Annotated in this window: 19 protein-coding genes; 7 read left to right on the top strand and 12 right to left on the bottom strand. The window is 59.7% G+C overall.

All coding sequences use genetic code 11. The annotated features are described in order from the left end of the window. Positions 1 to 6 precede the first annotated feature (6 nt). The gene (locus tag JAB4_RS14390) at positions 7 to 1164 is read right to left on the bottom strand and encodes an efflux RND transporter periplasmic adaptor subunit (RefSeq protein ID WP_070221490.1); all 1158 of its coding nucleotides are present in this window, start codon (positions 1162 to 1164) and stop codon (positions 7 to 9) included. A 133-nt stretch (positions 1165 to 1297) separates the two neighbouring features. On the opposite strand from JAB4_RS14390, the gene JAB4_RS14385 reads away from it, so the two are divergent. Beyond that, entirely contained in the window at positions 1298 to 2047 is a 750-nt protein-coding gene (locus tag JAB4_RS14385; protein WP_070221491.1) for a response regulator, read from the top strand. After that, positions 2047 to 3129, top strand: coding sequence for an ATP-binding protein (locus JAB4_RS14380; RefSeq protein WP_070221492.1), 1083 nt, complete (start codon positions 2047 to 2049; stop codon positions 3127 to 3129). Before JAB4_RS14385 ends, JAB4_RS14380 begins: the two co-directional genes overlap by 1 nt. Here JAB4_RS14380 and JAB4_RS14375 read toward each other — a convergent pair. Next, complete coding sequence (locus JAB4_RS14375; protein WP_070221493.1) at positions 3126 to 4016, bottom strand: LysR family transcriptional regulator; 891 nt, start codon at positions 4014 to 4016, stop codon at positions 3126 to 3128. The two genes, JAB4_RS14380 and JAB4_RS14375, sit on opposite strands and share 4 nt — an antisense overlap. A 115-nt stretch (positions 4017 to 4131) precedes the next feature. On the opposite strand from JAB4_RS14375, the gene JAB4_RS14370 reads away from it, so the two are divergent. Together JAB4_RS14370 and JAB4_RS14365 are read left to right on the top strand one after the other, a co-directional pair. Beyond that, positions 4132 to 5130 (top strand): aldo/keto reductase, encoded by a 999-nt coding sequence (locus tag JAB4_RS14370; RefSeq protein ID WP_070221494.1) that lies wholly within the window; start codon positions 4132 to 4134, stop codon positions 5128 to 5130. A gap of 108 nt (positions 5131 to 5238) precedes the next feature. Further along, a complete protein-coding gene (locus JAB4_RS14365; protein ID WP_070221495.1) occupies positions 5239 to 5877 on the top strand; it encodes an NAD(P)H-dependent oxidoreductase in 639 nt (212 codons plus the stop codon). 56 nt (positions 5878 to 5933) lie between these two features. Here the strand turns inward: JAB4_RS14365 and JAB4_RS14360 are convergent, their stop codons facing one another. The 5 genes from JAB4_RS14360 to JAB4_RS14340 all read right to left on the bottom strand — a co-directional run bounded on the left by JAB4_RS14360 (position 5934) and on the right by JAB4_RS14340 (position 9864). Further along, the gene (locus tag JAB4_RS14360) at positions 5934 to 7244 is read right to left on the bottom strand and encodes an ATP-binding protein (RefSeq protein ID WP_070221496.1); all 1311 of its coding nucleotides are present in this window, start codon (positions 7242 to 7244) and stop codon (positions 5934 to 5936) included. Further along, positions 7238 to 7903 (bottom strand): response regulator transcription factor, encoded by a 666-nt coding sequence (locus JAB4_RS14355; RefSeq protein WP_070221497.1) that lies wholly within the window; start codon positions 7901 to 7903, stop codon positions 7238 to 7240. The genes JAB4_RS14360 and JAB4_RS14355 overlap by 7 nt, the downstream gene beginning before the upstream one ends. A 250-nt stretch (positions 7904 to 8153) precedes the next feature. Next, positions 8154 to 8765: a DUF799 domain-containing protein gene (locus JAB4_RS14350; protein ID WP_227742175.1), complete on the bottom strand. Its 612-nt coding sequence runs from the start codon at positions 8763 to 8765 to the stop codon at positions 8154 to 8156. Between the two features lie 47 nt (positions 8766 to 8812). Then, positions 8813 to 9172 carry a DUF4810 domain-containing protein gene (locus JAB4_RS14345; protein WP_205602385.1) on the bottom strand — a complete coding sequence of 120 codons (360 nt, stop codon included), beginning with the start codon at positions 9170 to 9172 and terminating at the stop codon, positions 8813 to 8815. Positions 9173 to 9189: 17 nt separating this feature from the next. Then, positions 9190 to 9864, bottom strand: a complete 675-nt coding sequence (locus JAB4_RS14340; RefSeq protein WP_070221499.1) for a CsgG/HfaB family protein — start codon at positions 9862 to 9864, stop codon at positions 9190 to 9192. 307 nt (positions 9865 to 10171) lie between these two features. Here JAB4_RS14340 and JAB4_RS14335 point away from each other — a divergent pair, with 307 nt between their 5' ends. Then, positions 10172 to 11371: a YbfB/YjiJ family MFS transporter gene (locus JAB4_RS14335; RefSeq protein WP_070221500.1), complete on the top strand. Its 1200-nt coding sequence runs from the start codon at positions 10172 to 10174 to the stop codon at positions 11369 to 11371. A 39-nt stretch (positions 11372 to 11410) separates the two neighbouring features. Further along, positions 11411 to 11944: an ankyrin repeat domain-containing protein gene (locus JAB4_RS14330; RefSeq protein WP_070221501.1), complete on the top strand. Its 534-nt coding sequence runs from the start codon at positions 11411 to 11413 to the stop codon at positions 11942 to 11944. 150 nt (positions 11945 to 12094) lie between these two features. Here JAB4_RS14330 and JAB4_RS14325 read toward each other — a convergent pair whose 3' ends face one another. From JAB4_RS14325 to JAB4_RS14310, 4 genes are all read right to left on the bottom strand, one after another. Next, the gene (locus JAB4_RS14325) at positions 12095 to 12628 is read right to left on the bottom strand and encodes an aspartyl/asparaginyl beta-hydroxylase domain-containing protein (protein ID WP_071650208.1); all 534 of its coding nucleotides are present in this window, start codon (positions 12626 to 12628) and stop codon (positions 12095 to 12097) included. 381 nt (positions 12629 to 13009) lie between these two features. Further along, positions 13010 to 13405 carry a hypothetical protein gene (locus tag JAB4_RS14320; protein ID WP_139143614.1) on the bottom strand — a complete coding sequence of 132 codons (396 nt, stop codon included), beginning with the start codon at positions 13403 to 13405 and terminating at the stop codon, positions 13010 to 13012. Positions 13406 to 13581: 176 nt separating this feature from the next. Beyond that, a complete protein-coding gene (locus JAB4_RS14315) occupies positions 13582 to 14355 on the bottom strand; it encodes a hypothetical protein (protein WP_139142889.1) in 774 nt (257 codons plus the stop codon). Between the two features lie 225 nt (positions 14356 to 14580). Further along, positions 14581 to 14946, bottom strand: a complete 366-nt coding sequence (locus tag JAB4_RS14310; RefSeq protein WP_139143613.1) for a hypothetical protein — start codon at positions 14944 to 14946, stop codon at positions 14581 to 14583. 308 nt (positions 14947 to 15254) lie between these two features. Between JAB4_RS14310 and JAB4_RS14300 the strand changes: the two genes are divergently transcribed. Then, the gene (locus JAB4_RS14300) at positions 15255 to 16358 is read left to right on the top strand and encodes a transposase (protein WP_227742156.1); all 1104 of its coding nucleotides are present in this window, start codon (positions 15255 to 15257) and stop codon (positions 16356 to 16358) included. A 1029-nt stretch (positions 16359 to 17387) separates the two neighbouring features. On the opposite strand, the gene JAB4_RS14290 is transcribed toward JAB4_RS14300, so the two are convergent. Further along, complete coding sequence (locus JAB4_RS14290) at positions 17388 to 17822, bottom strand: hypothetical protein (protein WP_070221504.1); 435 nt, start codon at positions 17820 to 17822, stop codon at positions 17388 to 17390. Position 17823: the final 1 nt, after the last annotated feature.

The following is a 17823-nucleotide window of genomic DNA, read 5'->3' as shown; positions in this document are numbered from 1 at the left end:
GGCGCATCAATGCGCTTTGGCGGCAGCTGCGGCTGCCACGACGGCCGGCTTCCATGGCTGCGGCGCGGCGGTGGCGCCCGGCTGCAGCCGTTCCTGGCCTTCGATGACGACGGTGTCGCCCGCCTTCAGGCCGCCGCTGACTACATACTGGTGCTCGACCACGTCGCCCACGGCGATCGGTTTCAGGCTGGCTTTGTTCGTGCCGTCCAGCACCCAGGCCTGCGCCTGGCCGCCGCTGCTGCGCAAGACGGCTTGCTGCGGCAGCAGCACGCCGTTGGCCTGCACGGCGCGGGCGATGCGGGCGCGCACGAACATGCCGGGCAAGAGCTGGCGCTGCGGATTGTCGACCAGCACGCGGATGACGGCGTCGCCCGTGCCCGCATCGACGCTGATGCCCGAGAACAGGATGCGGCCCGTGACGGGATGCGGCTGGCCGTCGGCGCCCAGAATGGTCACGGGCAGCTTGTCGGCACCGCCCGTACCCGAGGCTTGCAGCGCGGCCAGCGCGGCGGCCGGCTGGCGCACGTCGACATACACCTTGTCGATCTGCTGGATGCGCGCCATCGGCGCAGCATCGGCCACGCCTACGAGCGCGCCTTCGGTCACCAGTTCGGAACCGATGCGCCCGGCAATCGGCGCCTCGATGCTGGCAAAGGCCAGGTCCAGGCGCCGGCGCGCCAGGGTCGCGCGCGCCTGCGCCACGGTGGCCACGGCTTGCTCGCGCTGGGCCACGGCGTCGTCATACGCCTGGCGGCTGATGGCGTCCGCTTCCACCAGCGGTTTCAGCCTGTCTGCCTGGCTGCTGGCGCGGTTCGCCGTGGCCACCGCGTGCTGCAGGGCGGCGGCGGCCGAATCGACGTCCGCCTGGAATGGCGCCGGGTTCAGCTGGAACAGCTTCTGTCCCGCTGTCACGTCGGCGCCCTGCTTGAACTGGCGGCGCAGCACGATGCCGCCCACCTGCGGGCGGATATCGGCCGTGCGGAAGGCGGCCACCCGGCCCGGCAATTCGTCGCTGAGGACGACGGGCGCCGCTTGCAGCTTGAGCACGGTGACGGCGGCGGGCGGCGCGGCCGCCTCGTCCGGCGCGGGTTTGGAACAGGCGGCAAGGCTGAGCAGTGCCGCGGCGATCAACATGTTTTTCTTGGTGAAGTGGCTCGGATGCATGGTCTTTCTCTATGGCAGATCCCAACCGGCGGTCCGGTCGACAGATAAGCGCAGCATAAAAGGCCAAGGTGGATATTTCGTCAAAGAAATGTGGAGATTCGATGGAGAGAAAGAAGAATGCTAGACTATTTCAATGAACTATCATCACAGCGCCAGCCAGCCCTCTTTTCTTGCCACCACGCCCCCTTCCGCCCTCATCCTGATCGCCGAAGATGAACCGCAAATCGCCCGCATCCTCGCCGGTTATCTGGAGCGCGACGGCTACCGCACGGCCTTCGCCCTCGATGGCCAGGAAGCGCTGCAGCAGCACCTGGCGCTGGCGCCGGACCTGCTGCTGCTCGACGTGCAAATGCCCCGCGTCGACGGCTGGGCCGTGCTGGCCGAAGTGCGGCGGCGCGGCGAGACGCCCGTCATCATGCTCACAGCCCGCGACCAGGATGCCGACAAGCTGGCCGCCCTGCGCGTGGGCGCCGACGACTACATCATCAAGCCCTTCAATCCGGCCGAAGTGGTGGCCCGCGTGGCGGCCGTGCTGCGCCGTTCGCGCGTGCGCCACCACCCGGTCGGCGGCCAGCGCCTGCGCTGCGGCCCCATCGAGATCGACCAGGAAACGTACGTGGCCAGCGTGCTGCGCGACGGCGCGCCCGTGCCCTTGAGCCTGACGTTGACGGAATTTCGCCTGCTGGCGCACTTGGCGCGCACGCCGCGCCGCGTCTGCAGCCGCCTGGAATTGCTGGAGTCGTGCATGCCCGAAAGCAATTCGATGGAACGCACGGTGGACAGCCACGTCAGCAAGCTGCGCAAGAAGCTCGAGGAAGCGGGCGTGATGAACATGCCGGCCAGCCTGCGCGGCGTGGGCTACCGCCTGGAAAGCGAGCTCTGATGCGCTTCACTGGCCTGAACCGGCAGATCGTGCTGTCGATGTCCGTGCTGATGGTGTGCAGCATCCTGATCATCTGGATCGGCTCGTGGATCTTCTTCGCCGTCGCCTTCAAGATCGATCCCGGCATGCTGTCCGAGCCCGACGACTGGTCGCCCAGCACCGTCGAATGGCTGTGGATCTTTGCCATCACCATTTTCGGCCTGGGGCTGGCCGCCTTTTTCGCCTTCAAGCTGGCCGCGCGCATCTTAAAACCGATCAATTCCGTGATGGACAGCGTGCGCCGCGTGGCCCACGGCGACCTGTCCGCGCGCGCCTTCGCGGGCGACCGCAGCCTGGGCGAGACGGCCATGCTGGTCGATGACTTCAACAGCATGGCCGAGCGCCTGCAGCGGGGCGCCAAGGAAAGCGAAACGTGGAATGCGGCCATCGCGCACGAATTGCGCACGCCCGTGACCATCCTGCGCGGCACCTTGCAGGGCGTCGTCGATGGCGTCTTCAAACCCGAGGAAGTGCCGTTTTCCAGCCTGCTGGCGCAAGTCGAGGATCTGGGCCGCCTGATCGAGGATTTGCGCACCCTGAGCCTGGCCGACAGCGGCCACATGCAGCTGCGCATGGCGTGGACGGACCTGACCCTGGAAATCGAGGAAGTGCGCCGCCTGCTGGCGCAGGAGATGGAGGCGGCCGGCTTTACGCTGCAGCTGCACCTGTCCGACCATCCCGTCTGCTGCGACGCGGCGCGCATCCGGCAAATCGTGCTGGCCCTGCTCGACAACGCGCGCCGCTATGCGCATCCGGGCCTGCTGCGCGTGCGCACCCGCGTGCAGGCCGGCCAGTACTACCTGAGCGTCGAGGATGCGGGCCCCGGCATTGCAAAGGAACTGGCGCCGCACGTGTTCGAAGCGTTTCGCCGCGGCGACAGCGACGGCGGCGACCTGAACGCGGGCAGCGGCCTGGGCCTGGCCGTGGTCGAAGCCATCGCGCGCGCGCACGGCGGCAGCGCGGCCTGCACGCGCGGCAAGGCGGGCGGCAGCGTGTTTACCGTCAAGTGGCCGGTCGAGCACGGCGCGCCGCCGGCCGCCTAAGCAAGACCGTCGGCGCGAACCATGTCGACAAAGGCGCGCAGCACGGCAGGCATCTGCCGCCGGCTCGGGTAGTACAGGAAGTAACGGGACGGCGGCGGCAGGCAGTCTTCCAGCACGCACGCCAGGCGCCCCGCCGCGATATCGGCGCGCGCGTCGGCTTCGTACACATAGGCCAGTCCCGCCCCATCGCGGGCCGCGCGCAGCATCAGCTCGTCGTCGTCGAACACCAGCGGACCGCCGACGGCGATGCTGACGGCTTCCCCATCCTGCCCGAACTCCCACGCATACTGGCGCCCGCTGGGAAAACGCCGGCCTATGCAGGCGTGCGCCAGCAAGTCGCGCGGCGTGCCCGGTGCGCCATGCGCCGCCAGGTAGGCGGGCGACGCCACCACCACGAACGGCTGCGGCGCGCCCACGGGCACGGCGATCATGTCGGCCGCCACCTGTTCGCCGAAGCGGATGCCCGCGTCAAAACCGTCGCGCACGATATCGATCATGCCGTCATCGGTGACCACTTCGACCTGCACGCGCGGATAGCGCGCGACAAAACCGGCCAGCATGGGCGCGAGCAGCAGCCGGGCGGCGGGACGGGGCACGTTCAGGCGCAGCGTGCCTGCGGGCACATCCTGCAGGGCGCTCAAGTCTTGCAAGGCATCGTCGATTTCGCGCATGGCCGGCGCCAGCCGCGCCAGCAGCTGCTGCCCCGCCTCCGTCGGCGTGACGCTGCGCGTGGTGCGGTTCAGCAGGCGCACGCCCAGGCGCTCTTCCAGCGCGCGCAATGCGTGGCTGAGGGCGGAGGCGGACACGCCCCGCTCCAATGCCGCCTTGCGGAAGCTGCGCAGGCGGGCGACGGCGGCAAAGGCCGTCAATTCGTTGAGGTCAGCCATTGTCGAGGAAAAAATTCATGAGAAAAATTCAGTAATGCATACAGGATTAGCCATCTTATCGCATGCTGTTGCTTCATCCATACTCCTTGCATCTTTTTTTGAAGAGGAGTGAAAAATGGAACAAAGAACACTGGGCCACTCCGGCTTGCGCGTCGCCCCCATCGGCCTGGGCTGCATGGGCATGAGCTTTGCCTATGGCGGCGCCGACGAGGCCGCCTCGCTGCGCGTGCTGCACCGGGCCGTGGAGCTGGGCGTGACCCTGATCGATACGGCGGAAGTCTACGGCCCCTACGCCAACGAGGACTTGGTAGGCCGCGCCCTGAAACAGCTGCGCGGCAAAGTCAGCATCGCTACCAAGTTCGGCTTCAAGATATTGCCGCACGGCCAGGGCGTCGAACGCATGGCCGGTGTCGACAGCCGCCCCGAACATATTCGCCAGGCGGTGGAAGGATCGCTGTCCCGGCTCGGCATCGAGTGCATCGACCTGCTGTACCAGCACCGCGTGGACCCGGCCGTGCCCATCGAAGACGTGGTCGGCGCCATGGCCGAACTGGTACGGGCGGGCAAGGTGCGCCACCTGGGGCTGTCGGAAGTGTCGGCCGCCACCCTGCGCCGCGCCCACGCCGTGCATCCGATTGCGGCCGTGCAGTCCGAATACTCGCTGTGGAGCCGCGACGTGGAAGCGGACGTGCTGCCCGCCTGCCGCGCGCTCGGCATCGGCTTCGTGCCCTACAGCCCGCTGGGCCGGGGTTTCCTGACGGGACGGCTCGCATCCAGCGCCGCGCTGGCGCCAGACGATTACCGCCACAGCCTGCCCCGCTTCCAGCCGCCGGCGATGGCGGCCAACGCGCACATGGTTGCCGAGCTGCAGCGCCTGGCGGCGGCGCGCGGCGCCACGGCGGCCCAGCTGGCCCTGGCCTGGCTGCTGGCGCAAGGCGACGACATCGTGCCGATTCCCGGCGCCCGCAGCCTGGCCCACCTGGAAGAGAACGTGGCCGCAGCGCAACTCACCCTGAGCGGCGCCGAGCTGGCCGCCATCGGCGCCGCCATCGCGCCCGCCAGCGTGCAAGGCGCGCGCTACCCGGCAGTGGAGCTGGCCATGGTGGGGTTGTAAAGGGCAAGAGACAGCTCATCTATACAACTCTCTTTGAGGGGCCGCACTTGAAATGGCTGAATCCGCTATCATTTCCAATCTGAACTATTCACTCTGAAAGGGATTCACATGTCCGATTTGCTCGAAACACTGCAATGGCGTTACGCCACCAAGAAAATGGACCCGACGAAAACGGTGCCGCAAGACAAGGTCGAGCGCATCCTGGAAGCCGTGCGCCTGACGGCCAGCTCCAGCGGACTGCATCCTTACGAAGTGTTCGTCGTGACGAATCCGGCCCTGCGCGAGCAGATCAAGCCGCACGCGTGGAACCAGTCGCAAGTGACGGACGCCTCGCACCTGCTGGTGTTTGCCGCCTGGGACAATTACACTGTCGAACGCATCAACGCCCGCTTTGACCTGGTCAACACCGTGCGCGGCTTCAAGAATGAAGGCTGGGAAGCGTACCGCCAGCAGATCCTGGCCACGTATCCGCAGCGCGATGCCGAGACCAACTACCAGCACGCGGCGCGCCAGGCGTATATCGGCGTGGGCACGGCCCTGATCGCCGCGGCGCAGGAAAAAGTCGATTCGACGCCGATGGAAGGTTTTGATCCGGCCAAGGTCGACGAGATCCTGAAGCTGCGTGAAAAAGGCTTGCGCTCCGTCGTCATGCTGCCGCTGGGCTACCGCGCCGACGAGGGCGACTGGCTGGTGGACCTGAAAAAAGTGCGCCCCGCGCGCGAGCAATTCATCACCGAGCTGGCCTAAGCGCCTCGCGCGTGACTGAAAAGCGGATGCCCTCGCCGGCATCCGCTTTTTTTCGTTCAGGCCGCTTGCGGAAAGCGCACCGTCACCTGCAAGCCCCGCCCCGCCTCGCCGTCGGCCAGCGCAATGTCCGCCTGGTGGTGCTCGGCGATGTGGCGCACGATGGACAGGCCCAGGCCGCAGCCCCAGGCGTCGTTGCCGTCGGGGCGGAAGAAGCGGTCGAACAGCCGTGCATGGTGCTGGCGCGGCACGCCGGGGCCGTTGTCGGAGACGCGCAGCAGGGGCCTGCCCTCTTCCAGCGCCGCCTGCAGATCGACCCGGCCGCCCTGCTGCGTGTAGCGCAAGGCGTTGTCGATCAGGTTATTCAGCAAGACCTGCAAGCCGTCGGGATCGGCCTGTACCAGCACCGGGGCCGGCAGCGTTTCCACCACGCCCAGGTCGATCGCGCGGCTGTCGGCCAGCGCGCTGTGGTCGGCCACGGCCGCTTCCAGCAACTGCCCCAGGTCCACCGTGTGCAGCTGACTGGCCGTGAGCGCCGTTTCATGGCGCGCCAGGCTCAATAGCTGGCGCACCAGGTGCGTGCTGCGGTCCAGCCTTTCATGCAGCCGCGCCAGCGCCACGCGGCGTTCTTCCTCGCTGCCGGCCCGCTCGGCCACCTGCAGCTGCAGTTTCAGCGCCGTCAGCGGCGAACGCAATTCATGCGCGGCATCGGCAACAAAGGTGCGCTGCGCCGTCAGCGCCGCCTCGAACTGGCCCATCAAGCTGTTCAGCGCCAGCGCCACGGGCCGCAGTTCGGGCGGCATGTCGTCGGCCGCCAGCGGCGTGAGCGCTTCCGGCGAACGGCCGGCCACGGATTCGGCCAGCCGGTGCAGCGGCGCCAGCGCGCGCCCCACCACGGCGACGATCAGCAGCGCCAGGATCAGGGCGAACACCAGCAGGGGCGCGCCGGCGCGCATGGTCATCTGCCAGGCCAGCTGGTCGCGCACGGCCTGCGCCTGCGCCACCTGCACGTAGCGGCCGCGCCGCGTCTCGCCGTACAGGCGCCAGTCCTCGCCGTGCAATGTGACATCGGCAAAGCCGGCCAGCGCATAGCGCGGCAATGCCGGCTGGCCCTGCAGGACGGGCAATGGCTGGCCCTCCTCGTCCCACGCCTGCAGCACGAACGCCTCTTCCGGCTCCTGCGCGGCGGCCAGGCCCGCCTGCGGCTCGAACTCGTCGGGCAAGGCCACGGCCAGCTGGCGCAGCTGCAAGTCGGCCAGTTCATTGGTTTCTTCCAGCAGCGAGCGGAACAGCGAAATGCCGGCACCGAGCACGCACAGCAAGGTGGCGGCCAGCAAGCCGAGCAGTAATTGGCGGCGGATGGTCAGCAAGATGCCACCCGCATCTTGTAGCCCACGCCGCGCACGGTCTGGATGGCATCCGCGCCCAGCTTCTTGCGCAGCTGGTACACGTACACGTCGACGGTATTGCTTTCCACTTCGCAATCCCAGCCGTACAGCTTTTCGCTCAGCTGGCGCTTCGACACCACCTTGCCCGGATGGTCGAGCAAGGCGCGCAGCACGGAAAACTCGCGCGGCGGCAGCTTGATCTGCTCGCCCTCGAACGTGACGTCGTGGCTGGCCAGGTCCAGGATCAGCGCGCCATGCTCGATGACGGAGCGCGAACGGCTGACCCGGCGCCGCAGCAATGCGCGGATGCGCGCCAGCAGCTCGTCGAGGTCGAATGGTTTGACCAGGTAATCGTCGGCGCCGCTGTCGAGTCCTTCCACGCGGGCCGGCGTGCCGTCGCGCGCCGTGATGATCAGCACGGGCAACTCGGCGCCCCGCGCGCGCATGGCGCGCAGCACGTCCATGCCCTGCTTGCCGGGCAAGCCCAGGTCCAGCAGCATCAAATCGTAGGCGAAGCCGGCCAGCGCCAGCTCCGCATCGTGGCCGTCGCGCACCCAGTCCACGGCATAGCACTCGCCGCGCAAGCCCTCGACCAGGCTTTCCCCGATCATCGGATCGTCTTCCACCAGCAACACGCGCACCTGGTCCCCTCGCAGTCTTGAAAATACCGCTATCTTAACGTGGCTGGGGAAAGTGGGCTTGCGCCAGTCGAAGTCTCACAGGCTCCGCGGACTGCGGGCTGCGTCATGTCCGGGTGCGCATCGCGCAGGCCGGGATGTGATGATCGTGGACGAACGGTTCGGCGCTGCCAGGCATGCCTTTCGACACGGGCCTGGCAGGCCTGCGACAGGCCCTGGCGGATGCAGGCCCCGTGCGGGTGCGGCAGGACGCTTACTGCGCCAGGTAGCGTTCCGAACGCGGGCCGTACAGCAAGCCGTTCGGCACGCCGGCCGACAGCAGGCGCGCATTCGCCGTGCCGGCGATAGGATGGCTGGCATCGGTGCTGGTGTTGATGATCTGCTTGACCGCCGCCGTCACCAGGGCGCCGATCAGGCCGCCGCCACCGCTGTTGTTGCCTTCATTGCTCGATGCGCTGGCGGCGCCCTGCCACAACAAGGCGCCCGTCTTCAGGTCGACCAGCTTGGCATCGACCGCCACCACCGTCACGCTGTCGATCACGGCGTACGTCGTGCCGTATTTGGAAATCGTCACGTACAGGCCCGCATCGGCGCCAAAGATCTCGTTGAGCTTCTTGGCATCGACGCCGTGGATATCGGCCGCGTTCGTCAAGCCGTTCTGCTTGAAGGTTTCACCGACCACGGCCACCGGCAGCACGTAGTAGCCCGCTTCGGCCAGCGGATAGGTCACTTGCGCGTAGACGCTGTTGCCGGCATTGACTTCCGGCGAGTTGTTCAACGGCGGCAAGACCACGATCGAGCGGGGCTTGGCCGCCTTGAAGGCGGTGTAATCGTATGCCGCCTGCTTGGTGGCGCAACCGACCATGAAGATGGCGGGACCCAGGCACAGGGCCATTTTCAACATGCGCGACATCATAATTTCTCGCCTTTTTTCAATTTACCCAACAGGAAGTCCATGTACGGCGTCGATTCCGGGAACAGTTTTTTCTCGTCTTCGAACTGCGCGGCGACCTGCTCCGGCTTGCCGGCGATCGAGTACAGCATGCCCAGGTGGGCATGGAAGCCCGGCGGCGCATGATTGCCCTTGGCAGCGATCACTTGCAGGTCTTTTTCCATGGCGGCCATCTGCTGCTCCGGGCTTTCGCCCTTCAGGTATTCGTACACTTGCGGCTGGTAGCCTTCCCATTGGTACAGGGTCTTCGATTGCGTGGCGCAACCGGTCAGGGCGGCACAGGCGAGCATGGCCAGCAGGGCTGCGCCCTTGTTCATCATTGTTTTCATGGAATACCTTATTGTTTGCGCAATGCGCCCGCTTCGACGCCAGCCACCAGGCGCTCGACCGCTTCGCGCATGGCCAGATCCAGGACTTTGCCGTTGAGGGTGGCGTCATAGCTGGCGGTGCCGCCAAAACCCAGCACTTCGCGGTTCGACAGGCTGTATTCGCCGGCGCCGCCGGCCGAGTACACGACTTCCGAGGTGGCGATATTGACGACGTTCAAGGTGACCTTGGCATATGCCACTTGTGTCTTGCCGCGGCCCATGATGCCGAACAATTGCTTGTCGCCCACTTCCTTGCGGCCGAATTCGGTCACGTCGCCCGTGACGACAAAGTCCGCGCCCTTGATGTTCTGGCCCTGCTTCTTGAAGTCAGCTTCCTGCTTGAGCTCGGCCATGTTGTCGCGGTCGAGGACATTGAAGCGGTTGGATGTTTGCAGGTGTGAAATCAGAATTGTCTTCGACTGGCTGCCCAGACGATCGACACCATCGGAAAAGATGCCGCGCATGAAGTTGGAGCGGTTGTCGAACTTGCCGACAGCGATCAGCGTGCGTGGACCGACGTAAGGTCGGGCCGCGCTGGCGACTGTGGGAACAGCCAGGGCTTGCGACGATTCGGAAGCGCAGCCAGCCAACGCCGCACCAATCAGCGCTGCCATCAACAACGCGCCAGGTTTATTCTTGTTCATAGTGCCCTTAAGATATGGAGGATCAGGAGCAACCCGCAAAATTGAATTTTGGCAAGTTAATTTCCTAATTGCAATTATATGAGATTGCATGTCTCACAATTCTCTCCAAAAGTAACGATGACAGAATTTGCATTGTTGACTGCCATGACAGGCGCGGCCCTGCTTGACTTCCAGGCTCCTGTTCATTAACTTGGCAGTAAAAAAGCGTGTCGTCAGCGCCACAGCCGCTGTCCCGCACAGACCTTGCCCGCCGATTGCCCCCGCCCGGCGCCCACTCCACGCTCTCACATAAACGGGTATTGAGGCCATGCCAACACACGATCCTTCCCCGTCCCATCCGCTGGCCACGGCGCTGGCGCTGTCGCTGGGCGCCGCCGTCGCCCTGGGCCTGTCGCGCTTTTCCTATGGCTTGCTGCTGCCGCCCATGCGTGACGATCTGGGCTGGTCCTACCTGCTGGCCGGGGCCATGAACACCTTCAATGCGCTCGGCTATTTTCTCGGCGCGCTGGCCACGCCGGCCCTGATGCGCCGCCTGGGCGTGTGGCGCCTGCTGATCGCCGGTTCCGTGCTGGCCAGCGTCTTCATGCTGATGTCGGGCCTGGTCAGCGATACGGCCGCCCTGTTCCTGCAGCGCGTGTGTGCGGGCGTGGCCAGCGCCTTCATTTTCATCGCCGGCGGCGTGCTGGCGGCGCGGCTCGGTTCCATGCACAGCCAGCGCGCCGGCTTCTACATCGGTTTGTACTACGGCGGCACGGGCTTCGGCATCGCGCTGTCGGCCCTGCTGGTGCCGGCGGCATTGGCCGCCGCGCAAGACCACGGCGCCGCGCATGCCTGGCAATGGCCGTGGCTGGCCCTGGGACTCGCCTGCCTGGCCGCCACCGCCCTCATGGCCCTGCCGGCCAAAACGATCGGCGAAACGCCGCGCGCCGTCGACACACCGCGGCGTTTCGCCTGGCGCGACTTTTCTCCCAGCCTGGCTGGCTATTTCATGTTTGGCGTCGGCTACATCGGCTACATGACTTTCGTCATCGCCCTGCTCAAGCAGCAAGGCATGCGTGCCAACTTGATCACCGTGTTCTATACGGTATTGGGCCTGGCGGTGGTGGCCTCGTCGCGCATCTGGGCGCGCATGCTCGACCGCTACAGGGGCGGCGAATCGCTGGCGATATTAAATGGCGTGCTGGGCGTGGCCACCATCCTGCCCGCGCTGACGAGCTTTGTGCCCGTCGTCTTCCTCTCCGGCCTGGTCTTCGGCGCCGTGTTCCTGTCGGTGGTGGCGTCGACCACGGCGCTGGTGCGGCATAACCTGCCGCAGCAATCGTGGACGGCCGGCATCAGCGCCTACACGACCGTGTTCGCGCTGGGCCAGATCGTCGGCCCCGTCGTGGTCGGCTGGATCGCCGACGGCCCGGCGGGACTGGAGCAGGGCTTGATCGCCTCGGCCATCGCCCTGTTCATCGGCGCGGCATTGGCATCGCGGCAAAAAGCGCTGGCGGCGGGCGCATAGTAGACTGCAAGCCTGGCCCAACCTCACAGAAAGCACACGATGACCGCCGATGCACGAAAACTCCCGGCAGCGATGGATGCCGAAACCCTGGCATTCATCCAGAGCCTGTTCGCCCTCGTGCGCGAAGGCGATACGCAGCAACTGGGCCCCATGCTTGCCCAAGGCGTGCCGGTCAACTTCCGCAACGAAAAAGGCGACAGCCTGATCATGCTGGCCAGCTACCATGGCCACCTGGAAACGTCGCGCCTGCTGCTGGCAGCTGGCGCCGACGCCAACGTCCCCAACGACCAGGGCCAGACGCCGCTGGCCGGCGTGGCCTACAAGGGCTATCTGGAGATCGCCGAACTGCTGCTCCAGCATGGCGCGCATGTGGAAGGCGCCAGCCCGGACGGCAAGACACCGTTGATGATGGCCGCCATGTTCAACCGCCTCGCCATCCTCGACCTGCTGCTGCAACACGGCGCCCGCATCGATGCCGTGGACAGCCGCGGCATGACTGCCGTCAAGCTGGCCAAGAGCATGAATGCGCAGGAGACGCTGGGCCGGCTGGTCGGCTTGGGACAGACGGCTTAGCCGATGCAAATCTCGCCAACAGTTTTGCGACTGGCCTCAAGCTACAAGCTATACCACACGCCTCAAGGCTAAGATCGTGCACAACTGGCCGACTCGCCCCTGGCGTTCCGGCTTGTTGAAACGGTCGCGGCTACTTGCCATTCTGGCTGATTAATTCAGGCCATATGCGAACACTTCCTCTGGGAAAATAATATCAATGCCTTCATCACGTTTAAAATCAAGCAAAAGCACAATGCGCGTAGCATTGCTCCGATTCCATGCCTCATGTTCCTGAGTGTCATCAAAGACAAAACAGGAACCAGGCGTCCATGTGCGTATCTGGTTCGAAACGCGCAAAGCACAATTTTCGGGAGTAACCAACCCCAAGTGGCAGCGCAATACATCGTTCGTATAGCCACGATGTGGCGTTATATGAGTATTAGCAGCCATTGATGAAAAACCCGCAGTCACCATGCCAGGAATTCCCTCGATAATTTCGGTTGTACGCGGACACAGGTTACAAAATTCGAGATTCTTCTCACCAAAAACATACAGGCCAAATACTTTCCAGTCGCCGTCATAAATATCCCTCTCCGGCCACTCCGTCCAACAAGCCGCCCTTAACGCAACAAGCTCATCCCTGATCACCAACCATTCATTTTGTAAACGAGCAAGAAAAGGGAATTCAATGGCTTCTATAAACATAATTCGCCTACCCTGTAAGTTTTGAAAAAATCATGCACTATCGCTCTTTATTTCCAAACGTGAAAAATATCCCCTGAAGTATAGTCATGCAATGAGCTACCAGCAACACCAGAACGAGAGAAGCATATAGAGAGGTGGATAGACAGTGGCTATTCTGCCATTTTAAGCAGGACAGTAATCGAGCCGTATCGGTATTTAATAAGCGCAACTTGTCACAGATAGACATAAGCAAGGCTGAGATCGTGTACGAATGGTGGACCTAACACCGCCCCCGCTCCTGCCAGCTCTCCATGCATCAATTAATTTTTTAAAAACAAATTTCATTAATTATTAACACGCCAACCAAACCGCCAAACCAAAGAAAATATTAGTTTTTCTTAACTACTCATAATTCGAATTAATAAATTCCTCCTCATTCATTTTATCCGCACGGTATCCCTTTATGCAACCGACCACTTCCCCCTTATCTTTCATAACATACACACCAATCATCAACCCAGATTTTAGCAAATAGTCAATCCTGGAAATTTTAATATAATCTTGGATTTTTATTAGCACATCATAAATTTCCTGCGTTTTCCCCAATACATACTCAACATAATTATTATTTTTTCGTCTTTTCACAGAACGGAAAAAACCTTCAGCAGCTCTAACATAATCACCAGCAGTTATATCATGAACAAAATACTTTTCTATAACAGAATTTAATATTATGGACATTTCAATGGGTAGCGGACAAGGCAATTCAAATTCCATTGGATGCAATATTTCAATCATAATCTTCCTCACTTTATTATCGCTTAGTTGTTTTTAATGACGTCATCATATCCAGGGGGATGGGGTTAGGTTGAGCTAGTCCGTGCGTGACACCGGCCGTGCGGGCTCGAGCGACGCGCCAGTCGACCATTTGGCGCGCCAAAACTCGCTACGAAAGCGAATTGATCAGCACTTACTTAGGTGATCAATACGCTGCCGGTTGCAAGCATATTTCGAAGATCATCTAAACCACCTAGCTGGACTTCCCACAACCAAAGCTGACGATCGCCAACACGCCGCAAAGAAGAGAATGAATCTGCACGAATAATATCTTCCAAGGTCTGAGAAGCTGAAACCTGTGCATTTAATTGTGTATCATTTAGGACGTTTACTGGATACACATCTCGAATTTTTTGGAAGCGTACTTCAGGTAGTGACGCATACCATTTATTTAAACGCTTTCGATCCTCAGCCGTCAGCTTTCCAACGTCCAGACCCAGGACATGGAATTCGGGTTTCTTTTCAATAAATTCAGAAAGAGCATACCCAAAATCCCAGTGCCTCAGACCAATACACGACATTAAAATTCTTTCAAAAATATCGCCGCCAAACTCCAAGAAGCGCTCTTCAATTGCCAAACAAAACAACGTCTCATCAATCTCTTCAACATAACTTAAAGAGGCCGAAGCAAAACTATCATAACCAGGCTCTGCGCTGCCTTCTGGATTTGCAACCAATGACATAACATGAATATCAGAAAAGCCAGATTTCAGCGCCTTTGTGTATACTCTTCCACCAATTTTTGTTAACTCGCCTTTATAACCTAAACCTTCGGCCGCAAAATATGTTGGTGCAATCCCGATACGATGGAAAATTGACGTAACTAAATCATGGAATGCCTTCAAGCCATCAGCACCTGGAGCTGGAGTCGTGTAACTATAAAGTCCTATTGCAAATGCTTTCTCAGTCATCGAATTCTCTTATCATGGTTTTGGTGTGCGTGTAGGACCGACGGTTTGCCGCGTAACATTGTAACGACGCACCAGCTCGGCCTGCGACTCGGTCGATTCCCGTATTAGGCGGAAGGAAAGAGTGTACTCAAAACATGCCGAGCCTTGAAGAGGGGGCCAGCTACGGATGGGGCCATAATCACACAAATCTAAATACTTAGATCATCGGAGAAACTCAATTTTTCATTATTTCATTATTTCACCCTCCCATTTTTTCAAAAGAGTAGAAAATTTTTCCCTGTCAGGATTTGAAAATGGGCACGCCGATATTGATCTAGACACTATGAGGAATAATTTCCTCCTCAATACCTCATCACCATTAAAGCCGCCCAAACCTGCAAGAGTTTGAAAGTATCCATCTCTATTTTTAATTATTTCAAAAAAATCATCCCCTCTTGAATCAGTCACACCAATTAATATTGCCTCATGAATTGGATTGATTAAATCCACCAATGAGAAATCATCAAAAAAACCTTCAAAGTCCGATCTAATTCGGCGTATTTTTTTTAAAAATTGAGGGTTTTTTTCTGCAAAACTGAGAGAAATTTTCATATCACTAATGGTTTACTGGGTTATACGGAGGGCGTTTTCCGAAAGTTTTAGTATAGGTTTGTATATATTTTAACTCAAGCTCCTTTGCATTTTTCTTCCCCTCTACCGTACGCAATAAATCGACATCTAGTGCTATATCTTTTTTCGCGAAAACACGCTGATGCTCTGTAAACCGTGTAAGGTAGTCACGACCTGTTTTCCCGAAGTGAAGTAACTCTCCCGATTTTGCATCCCGAATTACATAAACATCATGGGGGACGGGGTCACGGGGTCAGGTCCGGTATTCAGACACAGCCTCAGCCATGCCAATGTCCAAACCTCTGCGCGATCTCAGTGTCAATGCGTACGAATCAGATAACGTCTACCGCATGACGCGACCACTACGCCTTGAATTTCCCGGCGCCCTCTACCACGTTACTTCGCGCGGCGACCGGGGAGGACGGGGTCAGGTCCGGTATTCAGACACGGCCTCAGCCATGCCATTGTCCAAACCTTTGCGCAATCTCGGTGCCAATGCGTACGGATCAGATAACGTCTACCGCATGACCCGCCCCCTACGCCTTGAATTTCCCGGCACCCTCTACCACGTTACTTCGCGCGGCGACCGGCGTGGCACCATTTACCGGGACGATACCGATCGCCTTGCCTGGCAAGAGGTACTAGCCCTAGTCTGCGAGCGGTACCATTTTGTCGTGCACAGTTTCTGCCAGATGAGCAATCATTATCATCTGCTCGTTGAAACGGTGGAAGCGAATCTGTCGCAGGGCATGCGCCAACTGAATGGCGTTTATACCCAGCATTTCAATCGGCGCCACAAGCTTGTCGGGCACGTATTGCAAGGCCGCTACAAAGCCATCTTGGTACAGCAGGAAAATTATCTGTTGGAATTGGCCCGCTACATCGTCTTGAATCCAGTCCGGGCGCACATGGTGGCATCACCCGGCGACTGGTACTGGAGCAGCCATCACTACGTTTTGGACGAAGCAGCGTCTCCATGCTGGTTGTCGCGTGACTGGCTCTTGAGCCAGTTTGGCGCCACGCGCGACGAGGCGGCCGCCAACTATTCTCGGTTTGTCGCGGCCGGTATGGGTGAAACTAGTCCGCTCGCCCACACTTGCCACCAGATGCTACTGGGCGATGACGCCTTTGTTTCGGCACATCAGAAATCGCAGCGGTCCAATGCATTCAAAGATGCGCCAAGGCAGCAACGCCGCGCAGTCACACTGTCACTCGCGCAATATCAGGCCCGCTATAGCGACAGAGACGAGGCAATGGCACGCGCGTATCTGTCTACCGCTTTTACCATGTCCCATATCGCCGCCGCTTTTCACGTCTCGAGCAAGACAGTCAGTCGAGCCGTATCGGCATTTAATAAAGCGCAACTTGCCAAAAAAAGAGACGGCCAAAGCTGAGATCGTGTACAAATGGCGGACCTGACCCCGGGACCTGCGGACCTGCGGACCTGCGGACACGGCGGCACACAAGGTGCCACTGAACAAAATACACCGCACCATGGCGTCAAGCGCAGGTGCATATGTTGCCTTACGTAATTATTTTCTTAAGTAGATTATAAAATAATTATTTCTGTATGGCAATTTTATTTATTTCTTGAGAACTTTATTTGTCTTGCAACTGTTTTTTGCTATCGGATAAGCGATAGTCCAGCACCACGGCGATAGTTGTTCTACGAGCCAGTATAAAAAAAGCCCTGTAAAAACAGGGCTTTAGCTTAGTCAATCATGTTGACAAGAATATTCTTCAAAGGAAACTCACTCCCACTCGATGCTCAATGAAGCTGCCATGCCTTTGATTTTTCAGTGTTTTCCACGTTACTCAGTTACCGATACCCTCAAAAATACCCTCATCGCCAAAATCCGTCATTGCCGATTTGTCGCCGGCGAGATGGGAAAACTAGCCCCCTCGCTAGCACCTGCCATCAGATTCTTCTGAGTGATGACGCCTTCGTTTCGGCACATCAACAATCGCAGCGGTCCAATGCATTCAAAGATGCGCCAAGGCAGCAGCGTCGCGCAGTCACACTGTCACTCGCGCAATATCAGGCCCGCTATAGCGACAGAGACGAGGCATTGGCACGCGCCCATCTGTCAACCGCCTTTACCATATCTCACATCGCCGCAGCTTTTCACGTGTCGAGCAAGACAGTCAGTCGAGCCATAACGGCATTTAATAAGGCGCAACTTACCCAAAAAAGAGATGGCCAAAGCTGAGGTCGTGTACAAATGACGGACCTGACCCCGCCCCTCAACCGTTTTTTCCATAGCCCATATCGCAGCCACTTTTCACATTTCTAGCAGGACAGTCAGTCGGGCAGTATCGGCATTTAATAAAGCGCAACTTGCTTCTCATCGAGACAGTCTAAGCTGAGATTGTGCACGAATGGCGGACCTGACCTCGTGCCCCCACCTCGCTTTCCCAATAATTTACAGCTTTGCTCGGCTTCCTAAAAATACAAGGTATTTCGAATCTTCTGCTGAAAAAATATCCTTTCCGGCTCCCATGTATGCTCGCATTAGCTCCTCAGCCGCCGCGTCCAACTCTCCTGCATCGAAAAGCACCTGTCCATACCTCATATGCAAGAACGGATTTCCTATCGCACGTGGACAAGTCATTGCGTATTCAAGCGCTTCACGCGCAGAGGTCTTATAACCTGCCAAATATGCAGAATCCGCAATAGCAGCGAGTACCCATGTCGCCGCATTCCATTCATTTTTCGGGTCGGGAATTAAATCCCAGGCTTTATTATATTCAGCAATAGCAGACTCAAACTCCCGAGAATTGGCAAACTTATCACCAAGCGCGCACAACTCCTGAATAGTTTTATGTGTTTTTTCATCAATTTCCAACTGGTTACTCATG

Origin of the sequence: Janthinobacterium sp. HH102 (assembly GCF_001758625.2) — a bacterium.
Classification (GTDB): domain Bacteria; phylum Pseudomonadota; class Gammaproteobacteria; order Burkholderiales; family Burkholderiaceae_D; genus Janthinobacterium.
Note: the sequence above shows the minus strand (reverse complement) of the source record. Positions and strands in the feature narration are given on the sequence as shown.

Excerpts from the sequence above, each read along its gene's own strand:
- JAB4_RS14335 (WP_070221500.1), top strand. The coding sequence starts at position 10,172 with ATGCCAACACACGATCCTTCCCCGTCCCATCCGCTGGCCACGGCGCTG.
- JAB4_RS14290 (WP_070221504.1), bottom strand. The coding sequence starts at position 17,822 with ATGAGTAACCAGTTGGAAATTGATGAAAAAACACATAAAACTATTCAG.
- JAB4_RS14370 (WP_070221494.1), top strand. The coding sequence starts at position 4,132 with ATGGAACAAAGAACACTGGGCCACTCCGGCTTGCGCGTCGCCCCCATC.
- JAB4_RS14375 (WP_070221493.1), bottom strand. The coding sequence starts at position 4,016 with ATGGCTGACCTCAACGAATTGACGGCCTTTGCCGCCGTCGCCCGCCTG.
- JAB4_RS14380 (WP_070221492.1), top strand. The coding sequence starts at position 2,047 with ATGCGCTTCACTGGCCTGAACCGGCAGATCGTGCTGTCGATGTCCGTG.
- JAB4_RS14350 (WP_227742175.1), bottom strand. The coding sequence starts at position 8,765 with ATGGTCGGTTGCGCCACCAAGCAGGCGGCATACGATTACACCGCCTTC.
- JAB4_RS14315 (WP_139142889.1), bottom strand. The coding sequence starts at position 14,355 with ATGACTGAGAAAGCATTTGCAATAGGACTTTATAGTTACACGACTCCA.
- JAB4_RS14320 (WP_139143614.1), bottom strand. The coding sequence starts at position 13,405 with ATGATTGAAATATTGCATCCAATGGAATTTGAATTGCCTTGTCCGCTA.
- JAB4_RS14345 (WP_205602385.1), bottom strand. The coding sequence starts at position 9,172 with ATGATGAACAAGGGCGCAGCCCTGCTGGCCATGCTCGCCTGTGCCGCC.
- JAB4_RS14385 (WP_070221491.1), top strand. The coding sequence starts at position 1,298 with ATGAACTATCATCACAGCGCCAGCCAGCCCTCTTTTCTTGCCACCACG.
- JAB4_RS14325 (WP_071650208.1), bottom strand. The coding sequence starts at position 12,628 with ATGTTTATAGAAGCCATTGAATTCCCTTTTCTTGCTCGTTTACAAAAT.
- JAB4_RS14340 (WP_070221499.1), bottom strand. The coding sequence starts at position 9,864 with ATGAACAAGAATAAACCTGGCGCGTTGTTGATGGCAGCGCTGATTGGT.
- JAB4_RS14390 (WP_070221490.1), bottom strand. The coding sequence starts at position 1,164 with ATGCATCCGAGCCACTTCACCAAGAAAAACATGTTGATCGCCGCGGCA.
- JAB4_RS14310 (WP_139143613.1), bottom strand. The coding sequence starts at position 14,946 with ATGAAAATTTCTCTCAGTTTTGCAGAAAAAAACCCTCAATTTTTAAAA.
- JAB4_RS14300 (WP_227742156.1), top strand. The coding sequence starts at position 15,255 with ATGTCCAAACCTCTGCGCGATCTCAGTGTCAATGCGTACGAATCAGAT.
- JAB4_RS14330 (WP_070221501.1), top strand. The coding sequence starts at position 11,411 with ATGACCGCCGATGCACGAAAACTCCCGGCAGCGATGGATGCCGAAACC.
- JAB4_RS14365 (WP_070221495.1), top strand. The coding sequence starts at position 5,239 with ATGTCCGATTTGCTCGAAACACTGCAATGGCGTTACGCCACCAAGAAA.